This is a genomic window from Streptomyces sp. NPDC005962, assembly GCF_040629205.1.
GTDB lineage: Bacteria > Actinomycetota > Actinomycetes > Streptomycetales > Streptomycetaceae > Streptomyces.
Genome location: NZ_JBEXVE010000020.1, coordinates 57,783 through 75,219 on the forward strand (window position 1 = coordinate 57,783; position 17,437 = coordinate 75,219).

Annotated in this window: 15 protein-coding genes; 7 read left to right on the forward strand and 8 right to left on the reverse strand. The window is 71.3% G+C overall.

From position 1 onward, the window contains the following. Positions 1 to 38 precede the first annotated feature (38 nt). Positions 39 to 1,091, reverse strand: a complete 1,053-nt coding sequence (locus ABZ370_RS28640) for a LysR family transcriptional regulator (protein WP_358626259.1) — start codon at positions 1,089 to 1,091, stop codon at positions 39 to 41. 151 nt (positions 1,092 to 1,242) lie between these two features. Beyond that, entirely contained in the window at positions 1,243 to 4,068 is a 2,826-nt protein-coding gene (locus ABZ370_RS28645) for a penicillin acylase family protein (protein WP_358626261.1), read from the reverse strand. A gap of 188 nt (positions 4,069 to 4,256) precedes the next feature. Here ABZ370_RS28645 and ABZ370_RS28650 point away from each other — a divergent pair, with 188 nt between their 5' ends. Next, the gene (locus ABZ370_RS28650) at positions 4,257 to 4,868 is read left to right on the forward strand and encodes a hypothetical protein (protein ID WP_358626263.1); all 612 of its coding nucleotides are present in this window, start codon (positions 4,257 to 4,259) and stop codon (positions 4,866 to 4,868) included. 224 nt (positions 4,869 to 5,092) lie between these two features. Then, positions 5,093 to 5,554, forward strand: a complete 462-nt coding sequence (locus ABZ370_RS28655; protein WP_358626264.1) for a MaoC family dehydratase — start codon at positions 5,093 to 5,095, stop codon at positions 5,552 to 5,554. Positions 5,555 to 5,572: 18 nt separating this feature from the next. Here the strand turns inward: ABZ370_RS28655 and ABZ370_RS28660 are convergent, their stop codons facing one another. Next, complete coding sequence (locus tag ABZ370_RS28660; protein ID WP_358626266.1) at positions 5,573 to 6,208, reverse strand: TetR/AcrR family transcriptional regulator; 636 nt, start codon at positions 6,206 to 6,208, stop codon at positions 5,573 to 5,575. A 71-nt stretch (positions 6,209 to 6,279) separates the two neighbouring features. Here ABZ370_RS28660 and ABZ370_RS28665 point away from each other — a divergent pair, with 71 nt between their 5' ends. Next, a complete protein-coding gene (locus ABZ370_RS28665) occupies positions 6,280 to 6,801 on the forward strand; it encodes a DUF402 domain-containing protein (protein ID WP_358626268.1) in 522 nt (173 codons plus the stop codon). Positions 6,802 to 6,822: 21 nt separating this feature from the next. On the opposite strand, the gene ABZ370_RS28670 is transcribed toward ABZ370_RS28665, so the two are convergent. The 4 genes from ABZ370_RS28670 to ABZ370_RS28685 form a co-directional block, all read right to left on the reverse strand. Beyond that, the gene (locus ABZ370_RS28670; RefSeq protein WP_358626270.1) at positions 6,823 to 7,971 is read right to left on the reverse strand and encodes a Zn-dependent alcohol dehydrogenase; all 1,149 of its coding nucleotides are present in this window, start codon (positions 7,969 to 7,971) and stop codon (positions 6,823 to 6,825) included. Continuing rightward, positions 7,968 to 9,287: an MFS transporter gene (locus tag ABZ370_RS28675; RefSeq protein WP_358626272.1), complete on the reverse strand. Its 1,320-nt coding sequence runs from the start codon at positions 9,285 to 9,287 to the stop codon at positions 7,968 to 7,970. The genes ABZ370_RS28670 and ABZ370_RS28675 overlap by 4 nt, the downstream gene beginning before the upstream one ends. 2 nt (positions 9,288 to 9,289) lie before the next feature. After that, on the reverse strand, positions 9,290 to 10,723 hold the full coding sequence (locus ABZ370_RS28680) for a citrate:proton symporter (RefSeq protein WP_358626274.1): 1,434 nt from the start codon (positions 10,721 to 10,723) through the stop codon (positions 9,290 to 9,292). Between the two features lie 217 nt (positions 10,724 to 10,940). After that, a complete protein-coding gene (locus ABZ370_RS28685; RefSeq protein WP_358626276.1) occupies positions 10,941 to 11,585 on the reverse strand; it encodes a TetR/AcrR family transcriptional regulator in 645 nt (214 codons plus the stop codon). Between the two features lie 65 nt (positions 11,586 to 11,650). Between ABZ370_RS28685 and hmgA the strand changes: the two genes are divergently transcribed. The 3 genes from hmgA (at position 11,651) to ABZ370_RS28700 (ending at position 15,105) form a co-directional block, all read left to right on the forward strand. Beyond that, positions 11,651 to 12,988: a homogentisate 1,2-dioxygenase gene (hmgA, locus tag ABZ370_RS28690; RefSeq protein ID WP_358626277.1), complete on the forward strand. Its 1,338-nt coding sequence runs from the start codon at positions 11,651 to 11,653 to the stop codon at positions 12,986 to 12,988. A gap of 40 nt (positions 12,989 to 13,028) precedes the next feature. Continuing rightward, the gene (locus tag ABZ370_RS28695) at positions 13,029 to 13,778 is read left to right on the forward strand and encodes a GntR family transcriptional regulator (RefSeq protein WP_358626279.1); all 750 of its coding nucleotides are present in this window, start codon (positions 13,029 to 13,031) and stop codon (positions 13,776 to 13,778) included. A 160-nt stretch (positions 13,779 to 13,938) separates the two neighbouring features. Next, a complete protein-coding gene (locus ABZ370_RS28700; RefSeq protein WP_358626281.1) occupies positions 13,939 to 15,105 on the forward strand; it encodes a type ISP restriction/modification enzyme in 1,167 nt (388 codons plus the stop codon). Positions 15,106 to 15,363: 258 nt separating this feature from the next. Here ABZ370_RS28700 and ABZ370_RS28705 read toward each other — a convergent pair whose 3' ends face one another. Beyond that, entirely contained in the window at positions 15,364 to 15,627 is a 264-nt protein-coding gene (locus tag ABZ370_RS28705; protein ID WP_358626283.1) for a hypothetical protein, read from the reverse strand. 251 nt (positions 15,628 to 15,878) lie between these two features. On the opposite strand from ABZ370_RS28705, the gene ABZ370_RS28710 reads away from it, so the two are divergent. Then, positions 15,879 to 17,390: a DUF4331 domain-containing protein gene (locus ABZ370_RS28710; protein ID WP_358626285.1), complete on the forward strand. Its 1,512-nt coding sequence runs from the start codon at positions 15,879 to 15,881 to the stop codon at positions 17,388 to 17,390. The last annotated feature ends 47 nt before the right edge of the window (positions 17,391 to 17,437 follow it).

The following is a 17,437-nucleotide window of genomic DNA, read 5'->3' on the forward strand; positions in this document are numbered from 1 at the left end:
GCGACGTCGGGTCCCAGCAGTCGCGCGGGCCCCGGGACCTACCGGTCGCGCGGGCTCCGGGGGCGCTGGTCGCCGATGACGCGGCGCCAGCGGGCGTTCTCCCCCGCGAGGGCGTTCCACAGCACGTTGAGCGGATGGCCGTCGTCCTGCGCGGCGCGCTCCCCGGCCCGGACGAAGACGCCGACGAGCACGTCCAGCTCCGGCGCGAGGTCATCGGCCAGCTCCAGCGTGCGCAGCCCGGCGCCGGTCCGCAGCCGTCCGTCGGCCACCGCGTCGCCGATCCCCTGGGTGACGAGCACCCCGCCGTGCAGCACGCCCGAGGAGAGCAGTTCCAGGCCGTACTGCACGGTGTCGATCTCGGCCGCGATGTGCAGCTCCTGGCGGTAACGGCCGCCGAACCAGCCGCGCAGGAAGCCGGGGATGAGGCCGTCGGCGGAGACCGCGAGCGGCAGCCCGGGCAGGGCGCTCACCGCGACGGAGGGGCCGGGCAGTTCCCCGGCGCCGAGGTTGGTGACCAGGGACAGGCCGCTGCGCCGCCACTCCATCACCTCGAACCCGTCCAGCCCGTGGTTCCGGCTTCCGTCGGCCAGCACGCTGCCGCAGACCAGGTCGAGTTCCTTGGAGCCGAGCCGGTCGAGCAGATCCCTGGTGCGCACGTGCTCGACCTTCAGCTCGACGCCGCGGCGCTCGAAGTCCGCGGTGACCAGTTCCACGGCGTTCAGCAGAAAGCCGAGGGTGTAGCGGGTGGAGCCGACGGCCAGCCGTCCGCCGAGCCTGTGGCGGCAGTCGCGCAGTTCCTCCTGCCATCCGCGCAGCGTGCCACGGGCGAGTTCGGCGAGGCTCTCCCCGGTGGCGGTGAAGAGCACATTCCGGCTGCGGCCGCGTTTGAGGACGAGCGGTTCTCCGCACAGGGTGCCGAAGTTCCGGTTCATCGTGTCGAGCTGTTTCTGAACGCTGGACTGCTCGCGGCCCAGCAGCCGGGCGGCGCCCAGCGCCGTACCGGTCTCATGGACCGCGAGCAGTGTGCGGAGTTGATCCATCGTCGTGTCCAGCAGCGCCGCGGGGTACTGCCACCGATCGCTTGAGGACATTCCGGTCTTCTGCTCCCCCGTACAAGAAAACGCGCCCTGACGATTCCGAGCATAGTGCAGCGCTTTTCCTGTCCGGGCCCGGCAGGGATATTCCGGAATTCGCGACGGAAACAACGGGAAATACCTGAACTACTCGCTACTCGCTACTCGCTCAGCGGTGGCGTGCGAACTCCACCACTTGCTGGAAGGTGGGACGGTTCTGCCAGCTGATCTTGTCGTGGGTCAGTCCGCCGACCGTGCGCTGGATGATGGCGTCGGCGCACCACTGGTCGCCCGCCGCACAGTTGTCGTCGCCGGGATAGACCTCGGTGGCGGGCTTCGCGGCGGCCTGCTTGAGGCTGCCGAGCAGGGCGTCGCGGCAGGCGCTCAGTTCGCCGCCGCCGCAGTAGGGCTTGGCGAGCGGGCCCTTGACGTCCTCGCCGAGGACCGCGCGCAGGTCCTTGTCGACATAGCTCCACCAGCCGTACTGGAAGGACGATCCGGCGTGCGAACCGGTCGGCCCGTGGCCCGCCGAGGGAGATTCGTCCACGCTCAGGTTGGTGCGCAGCGCGTCGTACAGCTCGCCGCCGAGACCCGGTTTGAACTCGGCCTCGACCAGCAGCGGCCACCACGCGTCCATGATGCGCACCGCGTCGGTGTGACCGTAGGTGTGCGAGCCCGCGCTCGTCTCGCGGCGCTGTGAACCGGCCGCCTGCCAGGACTCCAGGCTCTGTACGGCGGACGCCACGGCGGGGTCGTCGATGGGCTGGCTGCGCAGCACCTTCAGCAGTTCGGGCAGGACGTCCTCGCCGCGCAGATCGGTGACGGCGGCCTCGCCCATCGCCCGGGCGAGCGCGGCGCGGGTCACCCCGCCCTTCTTGACCAGGGCGCGCACCCGGTCGTCGAGGAGGTTGCCGCGGTGCACGGAGCCGTTGCCGAAGGCCGCGGCGCCGTAGTCCTTGGCGACCTTGTTGTTCCAGCTGATGTAGTAGTCCTGATCGACGGACTGGGGGTGTTCGGCGGCCGGGGTGTACGCGGCGGTGTTGACCGCCGGGTCGAAGTCCTTCCACTCGTAGGCCGGTTCCGCCTTCACGGGCAGCGACGGATCGACGCCGTCGGCGCGCCGCATGTTGAGCCCGCTGTTGTAGTAGGCGGTCTGCCGGGAGTCGGCGTAGAACCAGTTGAAGGTGTAGTTGATGTGCTGGGCGGCGCTCTGGAAGGACTTCGCGTCGGTCACGTAGCCCGGGTCGTTGAACATCTGGAAGCCGACGATCGAGTCGGCCTCATGGCGGTAGGTGGCGCGCAGCGAGGTGTAGGCGACCGGTTTGCCGCCGACCGTGGCGCGATGGGTGACGAGGCCGTACTTGGTGCGGTACACCTGCATCCGGTAGGAGCCCGCGGCGGTGGAGTCGGCGACGGTGGGCTTCCAGGCGTTGCGCCGCTCCAGCTTGTCCATGGGCAGGCATTCGCCGTGGTAGCGGTAGTACGTCGCGTCCTTGGTGGGCGCGGAGCCGTCCGGTGAGCACAGCTCGACCGCGTAGGTGTCGGTGACGTCCTGTGCGGAGGTGGTGGCGCTCCACGCGTAGTCCTGGCCGCGCCCGAGCTGGACGTACATGCCGACGCCCGCGAAGGAGGCGCCGCGGGCGCTGATCCCGGGGCCCTGGATCTCCTGGAGCATCAGCAGCTGCGGGGCGAAGTAGCCGGTCTGCGGGCCGAAGACGGCGACCGGTTTGCCGCTCGCGGTGTACTTGCCGGAGACCACGAGCGCGTTGGACATGCCCTTCTTGCGGCTGAACAGATCGCGGGGCAGCACCCCGTCGTCGTAGATGCCGCGCAGCTTGTCGAGCTTGGCGGGCGCCTTGACCGTGGTGCGGGCCCCCGCCTTGGCCGGGGTGGCGCTGCCCTCGCGGTCGTATACGAGCGGTTCGGCGGTGACGGAGCCGGGGTCGGGCATGGCGGTGCCCTTGGGTGAAGCGGGCTTGTCCGCGTACGGGAAGCCCTTGCCGTCGTGGACGGTCAGCACGGCCTCCGGGTCGTTGCGCTGCCGGAAGGACTCCCACACCTTGGTGCCCTCGGCGAGGCCGTACTTCTGCTGGGCGGCCAGCATCGACAGCGCGCCCTCCACCTCGCCGCCCCCGCCGTTGCCGAAGAGGGCGCCGACGACGGAGGCCAGGGCTATCAGGTCGGTGAGCTTGAAGGGCGCGATCTCCCCGGCGTTGGTGATCGCGTCGATGTGCCCGGTGAGCACGTACTCGCCGGGGAAGTAGCGGCCGTCCTTGGCCTTCTTGGCGTAGGCGTTGATGCCGTCGACATACGCCTGGGCATCGGCGAGCGCCTGCTTTCCGCGCTCGCCGCCGGTGGCCAGGATGTAGTCGATCTGCGCCTGATAGTCCGCCTCGTTGTACGGCGCCTGGCGGAAGAAGTCCTGTTCCAGGCCCTGGTTGGAGGCGGCGCCACCGGCGAACGAGGTCAGCTCGCCGCGTCCGACGTGACGGAAGAGATCCATCAGCCACAGCCGGTCCTGGGCGGCGGCATATCCGGCGCCGAACTCGGTGCCCTCGCGGGTGGTGCCCTGGATGTGCGGGACGCCGGTCTTCTTGTCCCGGGTGATCGAGACGTCGTCGCGGGGCTTGGTGACGGACTCGACCTGGTCCGCCGGGACCCCGAACGACGAGTCGTTGAAGAAGGTGTTCAGCTTGTCGTCGGTGAGCGTCGGGTAGCCCTGGGCCAGGTCGCTGTACGGGCCGAGCTGGTCGGCGCTGTGCGCGGGGTGGGTGCCGAACACCCGGTTGGCGAGGATGTCGGCCAGGGTCGCGTTGCCGGTCGCGCCGGGCGGCAGGATGTCGGAGCACTGTCCGCCGCAGTAGTCGGTGTCGGCCTGGGCGGCGGGCGCCGCCTGGGCCTCTTGCGGCAGCGGGGCCGCGAACGTGGCGCCGAGCGCCAATACCGCGGCCGCGGCGATGGCGACACGGGTGAGCTTGCCGGTTCTGAAACGCATATCCGCTCCTCCCGGATGCAGTTGAGGGGGAGGTTACCGGCGGTACAACAACCCGGGAAGGTGAGCGACCGTCAACTTCCTTCATTTGATTGCCTCGCGACTTTCTGGAAACACGAGGGAACGGGATCGCGCTGCGTTACGTCCATTCGACAACGAGTCGGGTCCGCACAACGCGGAGGTGGTAAGAAGTGGCCGGTTTCAGAGCACTCGCACGAGAGGTTCGTAATCCACGCAGACACGTCACCGCCCGGCGCACCTCGCTGCGCAAATGCCTGGAACGGTTCGCGCCGTACGGGCACCGGGCGACCTGGCACCATCTGTGTGCCAGGACCGGGATCACCCCGGAGGACCGTCAGCCTGAACCCACACGTTTGATCACGGCACTCGAAGAACTCGAGGAGGCCCGCACCCTGTGGCTCGCGTACGAGGCGGACTTCGCCGCCCGGCGCAGGCTGGAGAAACACCACGGCATCCGGCAGCCCAGCGCCGTCGACGACTGGCACCTGCACACCTGGGGCGGTTGCGACATCATGCCGTGCGAATCTCCCTCGACCTATCCCGACGGCCGCCTCGCCGACGTCCTGCGGCGGCTGATCGTGGCCATGGAGGCGGGACCCGGATCGGCCTGCCCGGTCTGCGACCAGGACCGGCTGGTCTGGCGCGAGGACCTGGACCGCTATCCCGTGGCCGGACCGGTCTGCGAGGACTGCGGCATCGTGGTGCCGGTCCCGCTGCTCACCACCGAGGCGCTGTCGGCCTCCCGGCGCACCGGCTGCGTCCCGCGGTACGCGGCGGCCTGAGCGGCCGGAGGCCCGGCCCCGGGCCGGGGGCGCGCTCGCCGGGACGTGGCGAGCGCGCCCCGAACGCCATGACGGGATGGCCAGACGGGCGGCGCGCACCCGGGAGCGTTGACAGGACCCGGGCCACCCGAGCATGCTGAGCAGTCGCTTAGCCGCATCGCTTAATCGCGTTGCTCAGCCGCATCGCTCAGCAGCATCGCGAGTCGCCCGGGAGGCAGTTACACATGGCAGAGCCCAGGATCTTCACCTCGCCCGAGGAACTGCGCGCCGCGGTCGGCGAGGAGCTCGGTCCCACCGAGTGGCTGGAGATCGACCAGAAGCGGATCGACCTGTTCGCCGAGGCGACCGGCGACCACCAGTGGATTCACGTCGACCCCGAGAAGGCCGCCGCGGGCCCCTTCGGCACGACCATCGCGCACGGCTATCTGACGCTCTCCCTGCTGCCGTACTTCAGCCCGCGGCTGCTGAGCGTCGAGGGCGTACGGATGGGCGTCAACTACGGCAGCAACAAGGTCCGCTTCCCCTCCCCCGTCCCGGTCGGCTCCCGGCTGCGCGCCACGGGCCGCATCGCCGAGGTGGCCGAGGTGAAGGACGGACTCCAGCTGACGCTCAACGTCACCGTCGAGCGCGAGGGCGGCACCAAACCGGCCTGCGTGGCGGAAACGGTGTCCCGCTTCTACCTCTAGCGGCTCGCCAGCCGCTCGCTAGCGGCTCGTGCCTTCCGCGCCGACCATGCGCAGCACCAGCCCGGCATAGAGGTCGCCGACCTCGTCGGGTGTGCTGCGCCCCCGCGCGTTGAACCAGCGGGCGACGTCGATGCACAGCGACAGCACCGCGACCGTGGTGCCCCGCACATCCGGCACGTCGAAGTCGCCCGACCGCACCCCGTCCTCGATGATCGAGCGCACCGCCGCGTCCGTGTCCCGCCGTATGGCGATGACCTCCGCGTGGTGCTCCTCCCCGAGCGCGCCCAGCTCGTACTGCACCACCCGCGCGGTCGTATGGTGCTCGGCGTGCCACCGCACGAAGCCCCGCACCGCCGTGGCGAGCCGCTCGGCGGGGGCCCCGCCCCCGTCCCGCGCCTCCTCCAGGATGTCCAGCGCGAGCCGGTGGCCGACCTTGCTGATCTGGTAGAGCAGCTCTTCCTTGGTCTTGTAGTGGATGTAGAGCGCGGCCGGACTCATCCCGGCGCGCCCCGCGATGTCCCGCGTGGTGGTGGCGTGATAGCCACGTTCCGCGAAGGCGTGCACGGCGGCGCTCACCAGCCGCCGGGCCGCGTCCGGCGTAATGTCTCCCCACGCCTCGGCCCGGCCCCCGGCGTTCTTCCGCTCCACGTCCATGGCGGACACCCTACACGGAGGGTGAGCAAGCGCTTAGGAGTCGACTCCGACCGAAGGTTAGGATCGCTTTCATGCCATCTCAGGTCCAGGTCAACTACCGGAAATACGACGGCACTCTGCACTGGAATCTGCGCATGCGCAGACTGGGCGAGGACGAGCACGGGGTGTGGCTGGGGCTGCCCGCCGACTCGGTGATGCGCAAGGGGGACGGCCCCGAGGTGCCCATCGAGTGCGCGCACGTGATCCTCTTCCCGCGCGGGACATGGTGGACCGCGGTGTTCAACGCCCCGCCGCGCTCGACCGAGGTGTACTGCGACATCACCACTCCGGTGGAGTGGGTCTCGCCGGACGAGGTCACCATGGTCGACCTGGATCTGGACGTGATCCGGAAGCGGCCCGACGGGCGGACGCTCTTGGTGGACGAGGACGAGTTCGCGGAGCACCAGGTGCGGTACGGGTATCCGGCGGAGGTCGTCGCGCGGGCGGAGGCGGCCGGGCAGTGGCTGCTGGAGGCGGTCAAGGGAGGCGCCGAACCGTTCGGGAAGGCGTACCGGCCGTGGCTGGCCATGGTGGCGGGCGGGAACGGCGGCTAGGCCTGTCGTTCGGATCAGGCCCTAGAAGACCACGAGTGCCCGGCCGCCGCGTCCCGCGAGCATCGCGTCGAAGGCGGCCGGGATGCCGTCCAGGCCGATCCGCTCGGTCACCATCGCCGACAGGTCGAAGCGTCCCGCGCGGATGTGCTCGGCGACGACGGGGAGGTCGCGGGCCGGGTCGCTGTTGCCGTAGACGCAGCCGGACAGGGTGCGGCCGAAGTAGAACAGCTCCAGCGCCGAGAAGGTGACCTGCTGGTCCTTGCCGCCGATGCCGACGACGGTCGTCCGGCCGCCGCGGCGGGTGGCGGACCAGGCGGCGCGGATGGTGTCGGCGCGGCCGACACATTCGATGGCGACGTCGGCGCCGTGACCGCCGGTGAGGGCGCGAATCCGCTTGGCCGGGTCGCCGCCGCCGGTCGCGCCCGTTGCGCCCGTTGCATCCGTCTGTCCGGATTCACGAGTCGCGCCGGGTGCGCCGGTGAGGACGAACTCGGTGGCGCCCGCCGCACGGGCCAGTTCCTCCTTCCCGGGTGACACATCCACCGCGACGATCGTCCCGGCGCCCGCGACGCGCGCCGCCTGGAGCACGGCGAGGCCGACCCCGCCGATGCCGAAGACGGCGACGGACTCGCCGGGGCGCACCCGGGCGCTGTGGTGGACGGCGCCGTACCCGGTGAGCACCGCGCACCCCAGCAGGGCGCCGTCGGTGAGCGGGACGCCGTCCGGGAGCGGGAGCACGGCGTGCGCCGGTACGACGGTCTCATCGGCGAACGCGGCCGTGCCCAGCCCCGGGTACAGCGCGCTGCCGTCGGCGGCGAGCGTGGCGTACGGCGTGGCCGCGGCGTCCCCGGCCCTGGCGCACAGCCAGGGCTCGCCGAGGCCGCAGTAGTGGCAGGTCCCGCAGGACGGGGCCCAGTTGAGGACGACGGCGTCGCCCGGGGCGACCCCCGTCACGCCGTCGCCGACCGCCGTCACGGTGCCCGCGCCCTCGTGGCCGAGGACGGCGGGGACGGGCTGGCGGAGTGTTCCGTCGGACAGCGACAGATCCGAGTGGCACACCCCGGCCGCGGCGAGCCGCACCCGCACCTGGGCCGGTCCGGGGTCGGGGAGCTCGATGTCCTGGACGCGGAGCGGACCGCCGATGGCGGGAAGGACGGCGGCGCGGATCATGGCATGGGCTCCTCGGGGTCGGTGCGGGCCGGTGTTTCCCCCGGCCCATACCTCCGCGAAACCGCGCTCGGCTCCGCCTCGGGGCCGCGCCGGGGTGTGCGCGCGGCCGGCAGGGCCACCGTACCGGCGGCCCGCCGGAGTGGCCGTACGGCTATCGCCGCCGAGGCGAGCAGCAGCGCGCCGAGCATGACGAAGGGGGCGGCGGTGCCCGCGACCCCGGCGAGCACTCCGGCCGAGGCGGGCGCGGCGACCTGGCCGAGGCGGTTGCCGGTCAGCCGCAGCGCGAGGGCGGTACTGCGCGCCTCGTCGGGCGCGGCCTGGACGACGGTGCTCATGGACAGCGGCTGGCCGACGCCGAGGCAGAAGCCCAGCGCGGCCAGCAGCACGCCGAGCGCCCAGGCGGGCAGCGGCAGGGCGACGGCCGCGCACAGCAGCCCGGCGCCCAGACAGCTGACGGCCATCAGCACGGTACGGCCCATCAGCCGGATCATCGGGGTCATCACCAGGCGGCAGGCGACGGTGGCGGCGGCCCGCAGGCTGAGCAGTACGCCGACGACGGCGGGCGAGATGGCGCGCTGTTCGCCGACGACGGGCAGATAGGCGGTGAGGATGTCGGTGGCGGAGAGCACGGCGAGGCTGATGAAGATGCCGGAGGCGACGCCGCGGGTGCGCAGGATGCCGAACACCGGCACCCGCCGGGCGGGGGACGCGGCGGACTTCGTCACCGGCCCGTCGGCCGCGCGGTGCTCGATCCGCCACAGCGAGGTGACCGAACAGGCCGCGACGACGGCGGCGACCAAGAGCGCGACGGCGCTGGTGCGGGCCAGCGCGCCGTCGTGGCCGGAGACGAGCTGCCCGGCGGCGATCGGTCCGACGAGCTGGCCGAGCGAGGCGCCTACGGTGAAGTGGCCGAAGTTGCGGTCCTGGTCGGCCGGGGCGCTCTGCCGGGCGACGAGTGACTGCGCACCGATGACGAATGACAGATGACCAAGTCCCATCACCCCACTCCACGCGGCCATTTCCGGCAGCGAGTCCGCCATGCCGCTGAGTCCGCATCCGGCGGCGATGAGCACGACGCCGACCGGCAGCAGCGGAGCGCACCGGCCGTGGTCGGTGCGCCGCCCGAGCGGTACGGCGGCGAACAGCGGCAGCAGCGCGTAGACGCCCGCGATCACGCCGACCGCACGGGCGTCGGCGCCCAGCGCGAGAGCCCGGTAGGAGACGGCCGGTCTGGCCATGCTCACCGCCCCCTGCGCGAAGGAGAAGGCGATGACCAGGCGCAGCAACCAGCCCCTACCGGGCTCCGAAATCGTCACGGTCAGATGATGCCGAACGCGATGCCCGCGGCGAGCACCACCAGGGAGGTGAGCACCGCCCATTTCACCGTGAACTTGGTGTGGTCGCCGAATTCGACCTTCGCCATGCCGACCAGCACGTAGACGGCGGGGACGAGCGGGCTCGACATGTGCAGGGCCTGGCCGACGAGCGAGGCGCGGGCGATCTCCAGTGTGCCGACGCCGTGGGCGTGACCGGCCTCGGCGAGGATGGGCACGATGCCGAAGTAGAAGCCGTCGTTGGACATGAAGTACGTGAGCGGGATCGAGAGCACGCCGGTGACCAGGCCCATCTGCGGGCCCATGGCGTCGGGGACGCCGTCGACCAGCCAGCGGGCCATGTGCTCGACCATGCCGGTGCCGGTGAGTACGCCGGTGAAGACGGCCGCGGCGAAGACCATGCCGGAGACGTTGACGACGTTCTCGGCGTGGGCGGCGATGCGGGCCTTCTGGTCGGCGATGCGCGGGAAGTTGACAGTGAGCGCGACGGCCGCGGCGAGCAGGAAGAGGACCGGGATATCCAGCGTCTCGGTGATCATCAGGGCCAGCAGGGCGACGGTGAGCGCCGCGTTGAACCAGTAGAGCTTGGGGCGCAGGGTGGCGCGGTTCGGGTCGAGGCCCTTGAACTCGTCGTCGTCCTCGGCCGGGCCGCTCGCCGCCGGGCCGCCCGCGGGGGCCTCGGCGTCCGTACCGCCGCCGGCGCCGCCGGTGCGCTTGCCCAGGCTGACACCCTTGCCGGTGCCGCTGCCCGCGCCCACGAGCACCGTCTCCGGGTCGTCCGCCGTGACCTCGTCGATGGTCAGCACGCCGAGGCGCTTGCGCTCGCGCAGTCCGAGACCGTACGAGAGGGCGAAGACGAAGACCAGACCGACCGCGAGGGCGGGGATCATCGGGACGAAGATGTCGCTCGCGTCGACCTTGAGCGCGGCGGCGGCGCGGGCGGTGGGACCGCCCCAGGGCAGCGTGTTCATCACACCGTTGGCCATGGCGGCGACACCGGTCATCACGACCAGGCTCATCTTCAGCTTCCGGTAGAGCGGCACCATCGCCGACACCGTGATCATGAAGGTGGTGGAACCGTCGCCGTCGAGCGAGACGATCGACGCGAGCACCGCGGTGCCGACGACGACCCGCATCGGGTCCGCCTTGCAGAACCGCAGGATGACGCGGACGATCGGGTCGAACAGGCCGACGTCGATCATCACCCCGAAGTAGATGATCGCGAACATCAGCATGGCCGCGGTGGGCGCCAGATCGCCGACGCCGTCGAGGACGTAATCCCCGAGATGTGCCCCCTTCCCGACGAGGATGCAGAAGAGCGCCGGGATGAGCACCAGCGCGCCCATCGGGGACATCTTTTTCATCATGATCAAAACAAGAAATGTAGCGATCATGACGAAACCGAGGATTGTCAGCATGTGGCTACCTCACGTTCGCCTTTGAACTCCCCCAGATTTGGCGGTCGGGGCGACGTTAGGTGGCGCAACTTGGCGTTAACAAGGTCTTGACGCGTGAGCAATAAGCGCAAAACCCCAGGTCAGTCCCGTTGGGCGGCCATGGTGACGGTGAGCGGAAGGGCCGTCACCCGCACCGGACATCCGTGGAGCACCGCCGCGTGGTTTCGTTGCCGAAGCGTTAGTCCAGCACGCGCGCCAGATACGCCCGCAGCAGCTCCTTGGTCTCGGCCACGACCGCCGGGTCGCCTTCCGGGTGCACCCGGAAGGCGAGCCGCAGCAGCGCGTCCGCCGTCTCGACCGCGAGCAGGAAGGCGACCCGCAGGTGTTCGTCGGCCTCGGCGGTGCCGTCGATGCCCAGCGGCTCGGCGAGGATCGCGCGGAGGCGGTCGGCCACCAGGTGGTTGGGCTGGTCGGGCAGGCCGGTCGCGGGGACCGGCATGCCGAACTCGATGAGCGCGAAGCCCGGCGCACCCCGCTTCATCTCCAGGTATTCGTCCACCACGACGTCCATCGCGGCACGCCAGTCGCTTCCGTCCGCCCCCGTCCCGGCCAGCCGCCGGGTGATGCGCGTGGCGTACTCGTCGAGGTTGCGGTGGGCCAGCGCCTCGGCCATCGCCCGTTTGTTGGAGAAGAAGCGGTAGACGGAGCCGATGGGCACCCGGGCGCGCTCGGCCACCGCACGGGTACTCAGCTGCTCATAGCTCATCTCGTCGAGCAGCTCGGCGCAGGCGTCGAGAATCCGGCCGAGGCGTTCGGCGCTGCGGCGCTGGACCGGTGGGCGGCGAAGGGGCGGTATGGGCACGCCACCATCCTGCCCGATCATTGACGCAAGCCCTCTTCGATTCCTATCGTAGGACAGAGGATTCGTCGGAGCGTCGGGAGCACGCCATGGGCGAGGGCATGGGGATCGAGCGAGCGCGCAAGGCGGCCGAAGGGCTTGCCTACGTCTCGGGGTTCGGCAATGAGCACACCAGCGAGGCGGTCCCCGGCGCACTGCCCGTCGGCCGCAACGCGCCCCAGCGCGCCCCGCTCGGGCTGTACGCGGAGCAGCTGAGCGGCACCGCGTTCACCGAGCCGCGCGCCCACAACCGCCGCTCCTGGCTGTACCGCATCCGCCCCTCCGCCGCGCACCCGCCGTTCATCCGCGTCGACAACGGCACCCTGAGCGGCGCCCCCTTCACCGGCTCCGCCCCGGACCCCAACCGGCTGCGCTGGGACCCGCTGCCCGAGCCCGCCGGGTCCACCGACTTCCTGTCCGGCCTGTGGACGCTGGGCGGCAACGGCGACGCGGCGCAGCGCACCGGCATGGCGATCCACCTCTACGTCGCCAACGCACCCATGACCGACCGGGTCTTCAGCGACGCGGACGGCGAGCTGCTGATCGTTCCCGAGCACGGCGGGCTGCTGCTCCACACCGAGCTGGGGCTGCTGCGCGCCGAGCCGGGCCACATCGCGCTCATCCCGCGCGGGGTGCGGTTCCGGGTCGAGCCGCTCGACGCCGTGGTGCGCGGATACGTCTGCGAGAACTACGGCCGCCCCTTCGTCCTCCCCGAGCTCGGCCCGATCGGCGCCAACGGGCTGGCCAACGCCCGCGACTTCCTGGCCCCCGTCGCGGCGTACGAGGACGTGGAGCGCCCGGTGGAGGTGGTCAACAAGTTCTGCGGCAATCTGTGGGCCGCGACGTACGACCACTCCCCGCTCGACGTCGTCGCCTGGCACGGCAACCATGTGCCGTTCGTATACGATCTGCGCCGTTTCAACGTCATGGGGACCATCAGTTACGACCACCCCGACCCGTCCATCTTCACGGTGCTCACCTCACCGTCGGACACCCCCGGGCTCGCGGGCGTCGACTTCGTGGTATTCGCGCCGCGCTGGCTGGTCGGCGAGGACACCTTCCGGCCGCCGTACTTCCACCGCAATGTGATGAGCGAGTACATGGGCCTGATCGAGGGCGCGTACGACGCCAAGACGGCCGGTCCCGGCGGCTTCGTCCCCGGCGGCGGCTCGCTGCACAACATGATGTCGGCGCACGGCCCCGACCACGACACCTTCGAGGCGGCGAGCGCGGCCGAGCTGACGCCCCGCAAGCTGGACGACGGGCTGGCCTTCATGTTCGAGACGCGCTGGCCGGTGACGGCCACCCGGCAGGCGCTGGAGTCCGACCGGCTCCAGGGGGCCTACGACGCGGTGTGGCAGGGTCTGGAGCGCCACTTCCACGCGTGAGCCCCAGGCCCTTCCGTGACCGTTACCGGAGAACCGCGCTGTGACCACCTTCGCCCCCGACTCCCTCGCCCTCAACCGCAAGCTGCCGCTCTGGTACCAGGTCTCGCAGTCGCTGCGCGCCTCGATACTCGGGCGCGGGCCCGATGAGCCGCTGCGGCTGCCCACCGAGGACCGGCTCGCCGAGCACTACGGCGTCAGCGTCCTCACCATGCGGCAGGCGCTGAAGGAACTGGAGACGGAGGGCCTGATCAGCCGCTACCGGCGGCGCGGCACCTTCATCGAACCGAGCGCGCGGCGCGGCACGCCGGTGCGGCTGCTGGGCTCGGTGGACGCGATCGTGGCCCAGCAGTCCGGCGAGCGGACCACGGTGCTGGAGCATGGCCCGGCGCCGGTCCCGGCGGAGCTGGCCGGGTACTTCCCCGGCCTGGAGGAGGCCGCCTCCTACCGCAGGCTGCGCCGGGACGAGCGCGGCGGCGAGCCCACCAACTGGGCCGAGAACCTGGTCCGCCCCGAACTCGCCGCCCGTATCGACCTCGCCGACCTGGCGCGCTGGCCGATGACGAAGGTGCTGCGGGACGCGGTGGGGGTACGGATCAGCCGCATCACCGACACCGTGGAGGCCCGCCTGGCCGACCCGGAGACCGCCCGCCTCCTCCAGATCCCGCTGCTCAGCCCGATCCTGCACTACACGGGGGTGACGTACGACGACACGGGCCGCGTCGTCGACGTGGCCCGCATCCACTACCGCGGCGACCGCTTCTCGTTCTCGGTGACGGTGGACGCCGACTGACCGCCGTCGACACCGGCTGAGGCGCCCGGAGGCAAGCCGAGCCTTGAAGGCACGGTTACGATGCCGGGGCTGACCGAGTACGTGCCGGGTGAAAGGCGGCAGGGTGACGGCTACCCGAGACGTGACGGCAACCCGAGACGCATCGCTGCTTGCGGATCTCATGCCCTGGTCCGTGCGGCCGCCACGGTTCGGGCGCGGCTGGGTCGTGGGGCCGGACGCGGGCGCGCTGCGGGCTCGCTGGGCGCGGCTGGTGGGCGCCGGGGACGAGGCCGAGCGGGCGGCGCTGTTCCGGCCGAGCCGCGCCCGTACGCTGCACACCTCCGTACCGCAGCTGCCCGGCCAGGCCACCTCGACCGCCCGGCTGGCCCGCGAGGGCGGGCCGTGTCCGGAGCCGGTCCGGGTCGCGCACGGGCCGTTCGACCAGCAGTGGCTGATACCGGATCACCGCGTGATCGACGCCGCCCGCCCGGAGCTGTGGCGGGTCGCGGACGACCGGCAGATCCATGTGGTGGAGGCGGGCGGGCCCGGCCCCGACCCGGCGCTCACCTTCTCCGCGCTGCTGCCGGACGGCCACTCCCCCGCCGGGCGCCCCGGGCTGATCCGCCCGTTCTACCGCCGCCCCGGCGGACGCGAGCCCAATCTCGCGCCGGGGCTCCTCGACCACCTCGGCGAACGGCTCGGGCGGCCGGTCGCCGCCGAGGACTTCCTCGCCTGGGCCGCCGCCGCGCACCGGGGCGCGCCATGCGCCGTACCGCTGACCGCCGATCCCGAGATCTGGGAGACGGGCGTGGAGCTGGGCCGCCGTGCGCTGTGGCTGCATACGCGCGGGGCGCACAGTGGTGAACGCCCGCGCATGCCGGGTGGCCAGCGCCCCTATGTGCGCGCCGCGCTGCCCGAGCGCGGGCTGCCGGACACGATTGGTTACGACCCGGAGGAGGCGGCCCTCCAGCTGGGCGCGGGGCGTATCTCCCCCGTACCGCGGGCCGCGTGGGAGGCCCACGCGGGCGGCGTGCGGGTGCTGGAGGCGTGGTTCGAGCGGCGTACGGCACACGCCGAGCCGGGCTCGCTGGAGGCGGTCGGCGCACCGGCCGGATGGCCGCGGGACTGGACGTCCGAGCTGCTGGAGCTGATCACCGTACTGGCGCTGCTCGCCGAGCTGCGCCCGGCCCGGCAGGCGCTGGCCGACCGGGTGGCGGAGGGGCCGGTGGTCGGCCCGGAGGAACTGCGCGCCGCCGGGGTGCTGCCGGTGCCCGCGGCGGCCCGCCGCCCGGCGTCGGTGCTGGATCACCAGGAGGAGGGGCCGGAGGGCCAGTTCGCGCTGCTGTGACCCGCGCGGCGGTGTGGTGGCCCGGCGCCGTGACCTGCGCCTGCGCGGCGCTGCGGGCCCGGCTACGAACGGTGCGCATCCCGGGGAGACAGCGGTGTGCCGTGCCTCGCAGGGCGGTCTGGAATGACCGCGCAGCACGGACTCACCGGCTGGAGCGGGCCGGTTCGTCCGGTGCCTGCCCGGGATGCGGACGCGATCGCGCGCGGGTCTGACGCGCCTTGGCGGGGCGGTCGGGCGCGGTGGGTCAGGCTCGGTGGGTCAGGCGCGGTTGCCGAACAGCGAGCGCCTCAGCCGGCGCAGCGGCGCGAACAGCGACACCCGGGCACCCCGGCTGTTCTTCGCGCGTGTGTGATCGCGTGCGGTCAGCTCCTGCATCAGCACCGTCGCGCCTTCGGCCTCCCGCGAGGGGACGGCCGGGCCGCCCAGCACCGCGAGATGGCGGTCGAGGCGCGCGCTTGACGCTCCGCTCCCACAATGAATGGCAGGCACTCGGGGCCTGCTGCGTACTGCTATCTGCTCCATGTCACTCCCCACCCGTACGAGGGCACCCGCCCCGGGCAGAGTAACCCTACCTCCCCGAGGCGTCACCCGCGCATCCAAGGTTCCTGATTCACCACCACGTCAAGGGTGTTGACGCCCATACCGTGAAGATCAGCCCCGGTGGGAGCCCCTTTGCGATTCGTGACAAATTACAGAACGCGCCAAGCCATTCGGCCCTCCGCCTCGAATAGCCGCATGAAGGAACATCCGGCAAGGTGCGAAGGACCGACACGATGACCGCATTCACCAGGAGCCTGGCAGGGCTCGTCTGCTGCTCGCTGGCCGCGGGCGCGCTCACGGCCACCGGCGTGGCGGCACTGCAGCCGCAGACGGCGGAAGCCTCCAGCCACCGCGAGGCGCCACTGATCTCGGGGCAGCCGCAGTACGACGCGACGGACGTGTACGCGTTCCAAAGCCCCGACAAGCCGGACATGACCACCCTGATCACGAACTTCCTGCCGTTCCAGGACCCGGCGGGCGGACCGAACTTCTACACGTTCGGCACGGACGCCCGGTACGACCTGCACATCGACAACGACGGCGACGGCCAGGGCGATCTGCTCTTCCGCTGGACGTTCCAGGACTATGTGAAGAACAAGAACACGTTCCTCTACAACACCGGCCCGGTCGATTCGCTCGACGACCCGGACCTCAACTTCACCCAGAGCTACGACCTTGAGGTCATCAAGCTCAAGAACCAGCGGGCCGTCGCGCGGGCCAAGCTCGGCGACGACCTGCCGGTCGCCCCGTCGAACGTCGGCAAGGCGTCCATGCCCGACTACAAGAAGCTCCGCGACCAGTCGGTCCAGGAGATCGGCTACAGCGGCGGCTCGACCAGCTTCGCCGGTCAGGCCGACGACCCCTTCTTCGCCGATCTGCGGGTCTTCGACCTGCTCTACGGCGGCGACATGTCCGAGATCGGCAACGACACCCTCAAGGGCTACAACGTCCAGTCCCTGGCCCTCCAGGTGCCGACCAAGGCGCTCACCGAGTCCGAGGACCAGCCGGTGATCGGCGTGTGGTCCACCGTCCACCGCAAGAACGCCCGCGGTGACTATGCCCAGGTCTCCCGGCTCGGCAACCCGCTGGTCAACGAGGTGGTCCTGCCGCGCAAGGACAAGGACAAGTTCAACGCCTCGGCCCCGTGGGACGACGGCCAGTTCCTGAAGTCCGTCACGGAACCCGAACTGCCCAAGCTGATCGAGCAGATCTACAAGATCGAGGCCCCGGACACCCCGCGTGACGACCTCGTGCAGGTCTTCCTGACCGGTGTGCCGAAGCTCAACCAGCCGCCGCACGTCCGCCCCTCCGAGATGCTGCGGCTCAACACGTCCATCGCGCCCTCGAAGGACCCCAAGCGGCTCGGTGTGCTCGACGGCGACAACGCCGGGTTCCCCAACGGGCGGCGGCCGCTCGACGACGTCCTCGACATCTCGCTGCAGGCCGTGGAGGGCGAGCTCCTCGGTAAGAAGAACGACCTGGGTGACGCGGTCGACAAGAACGACCAGGAGTTCTACGGCTCCTTCCCGTTCCTCGCGCTGCCCAGCTCCGGTTCGGACGCCAAGGCCGTCTCGAAGAGTGCCGGTTCCTCCCTGCTGGAGGGCGGCGCGGGCATCGGCGACTCCTCCGACTCCATGATGCTCGCCGGGTCCGCGGCGGGTGGCGGCGGCGCCGTACTGCTGCTGGGCCTCGGCCTCCTGTGGTGGCGCAAGTCGCGCCGTCCCGCCCCCGCGCGCAGGCACTGACCCGCGCCCGTCGCCTCTCGCACCACCCCGCGGGCGCGGTCCCGCCC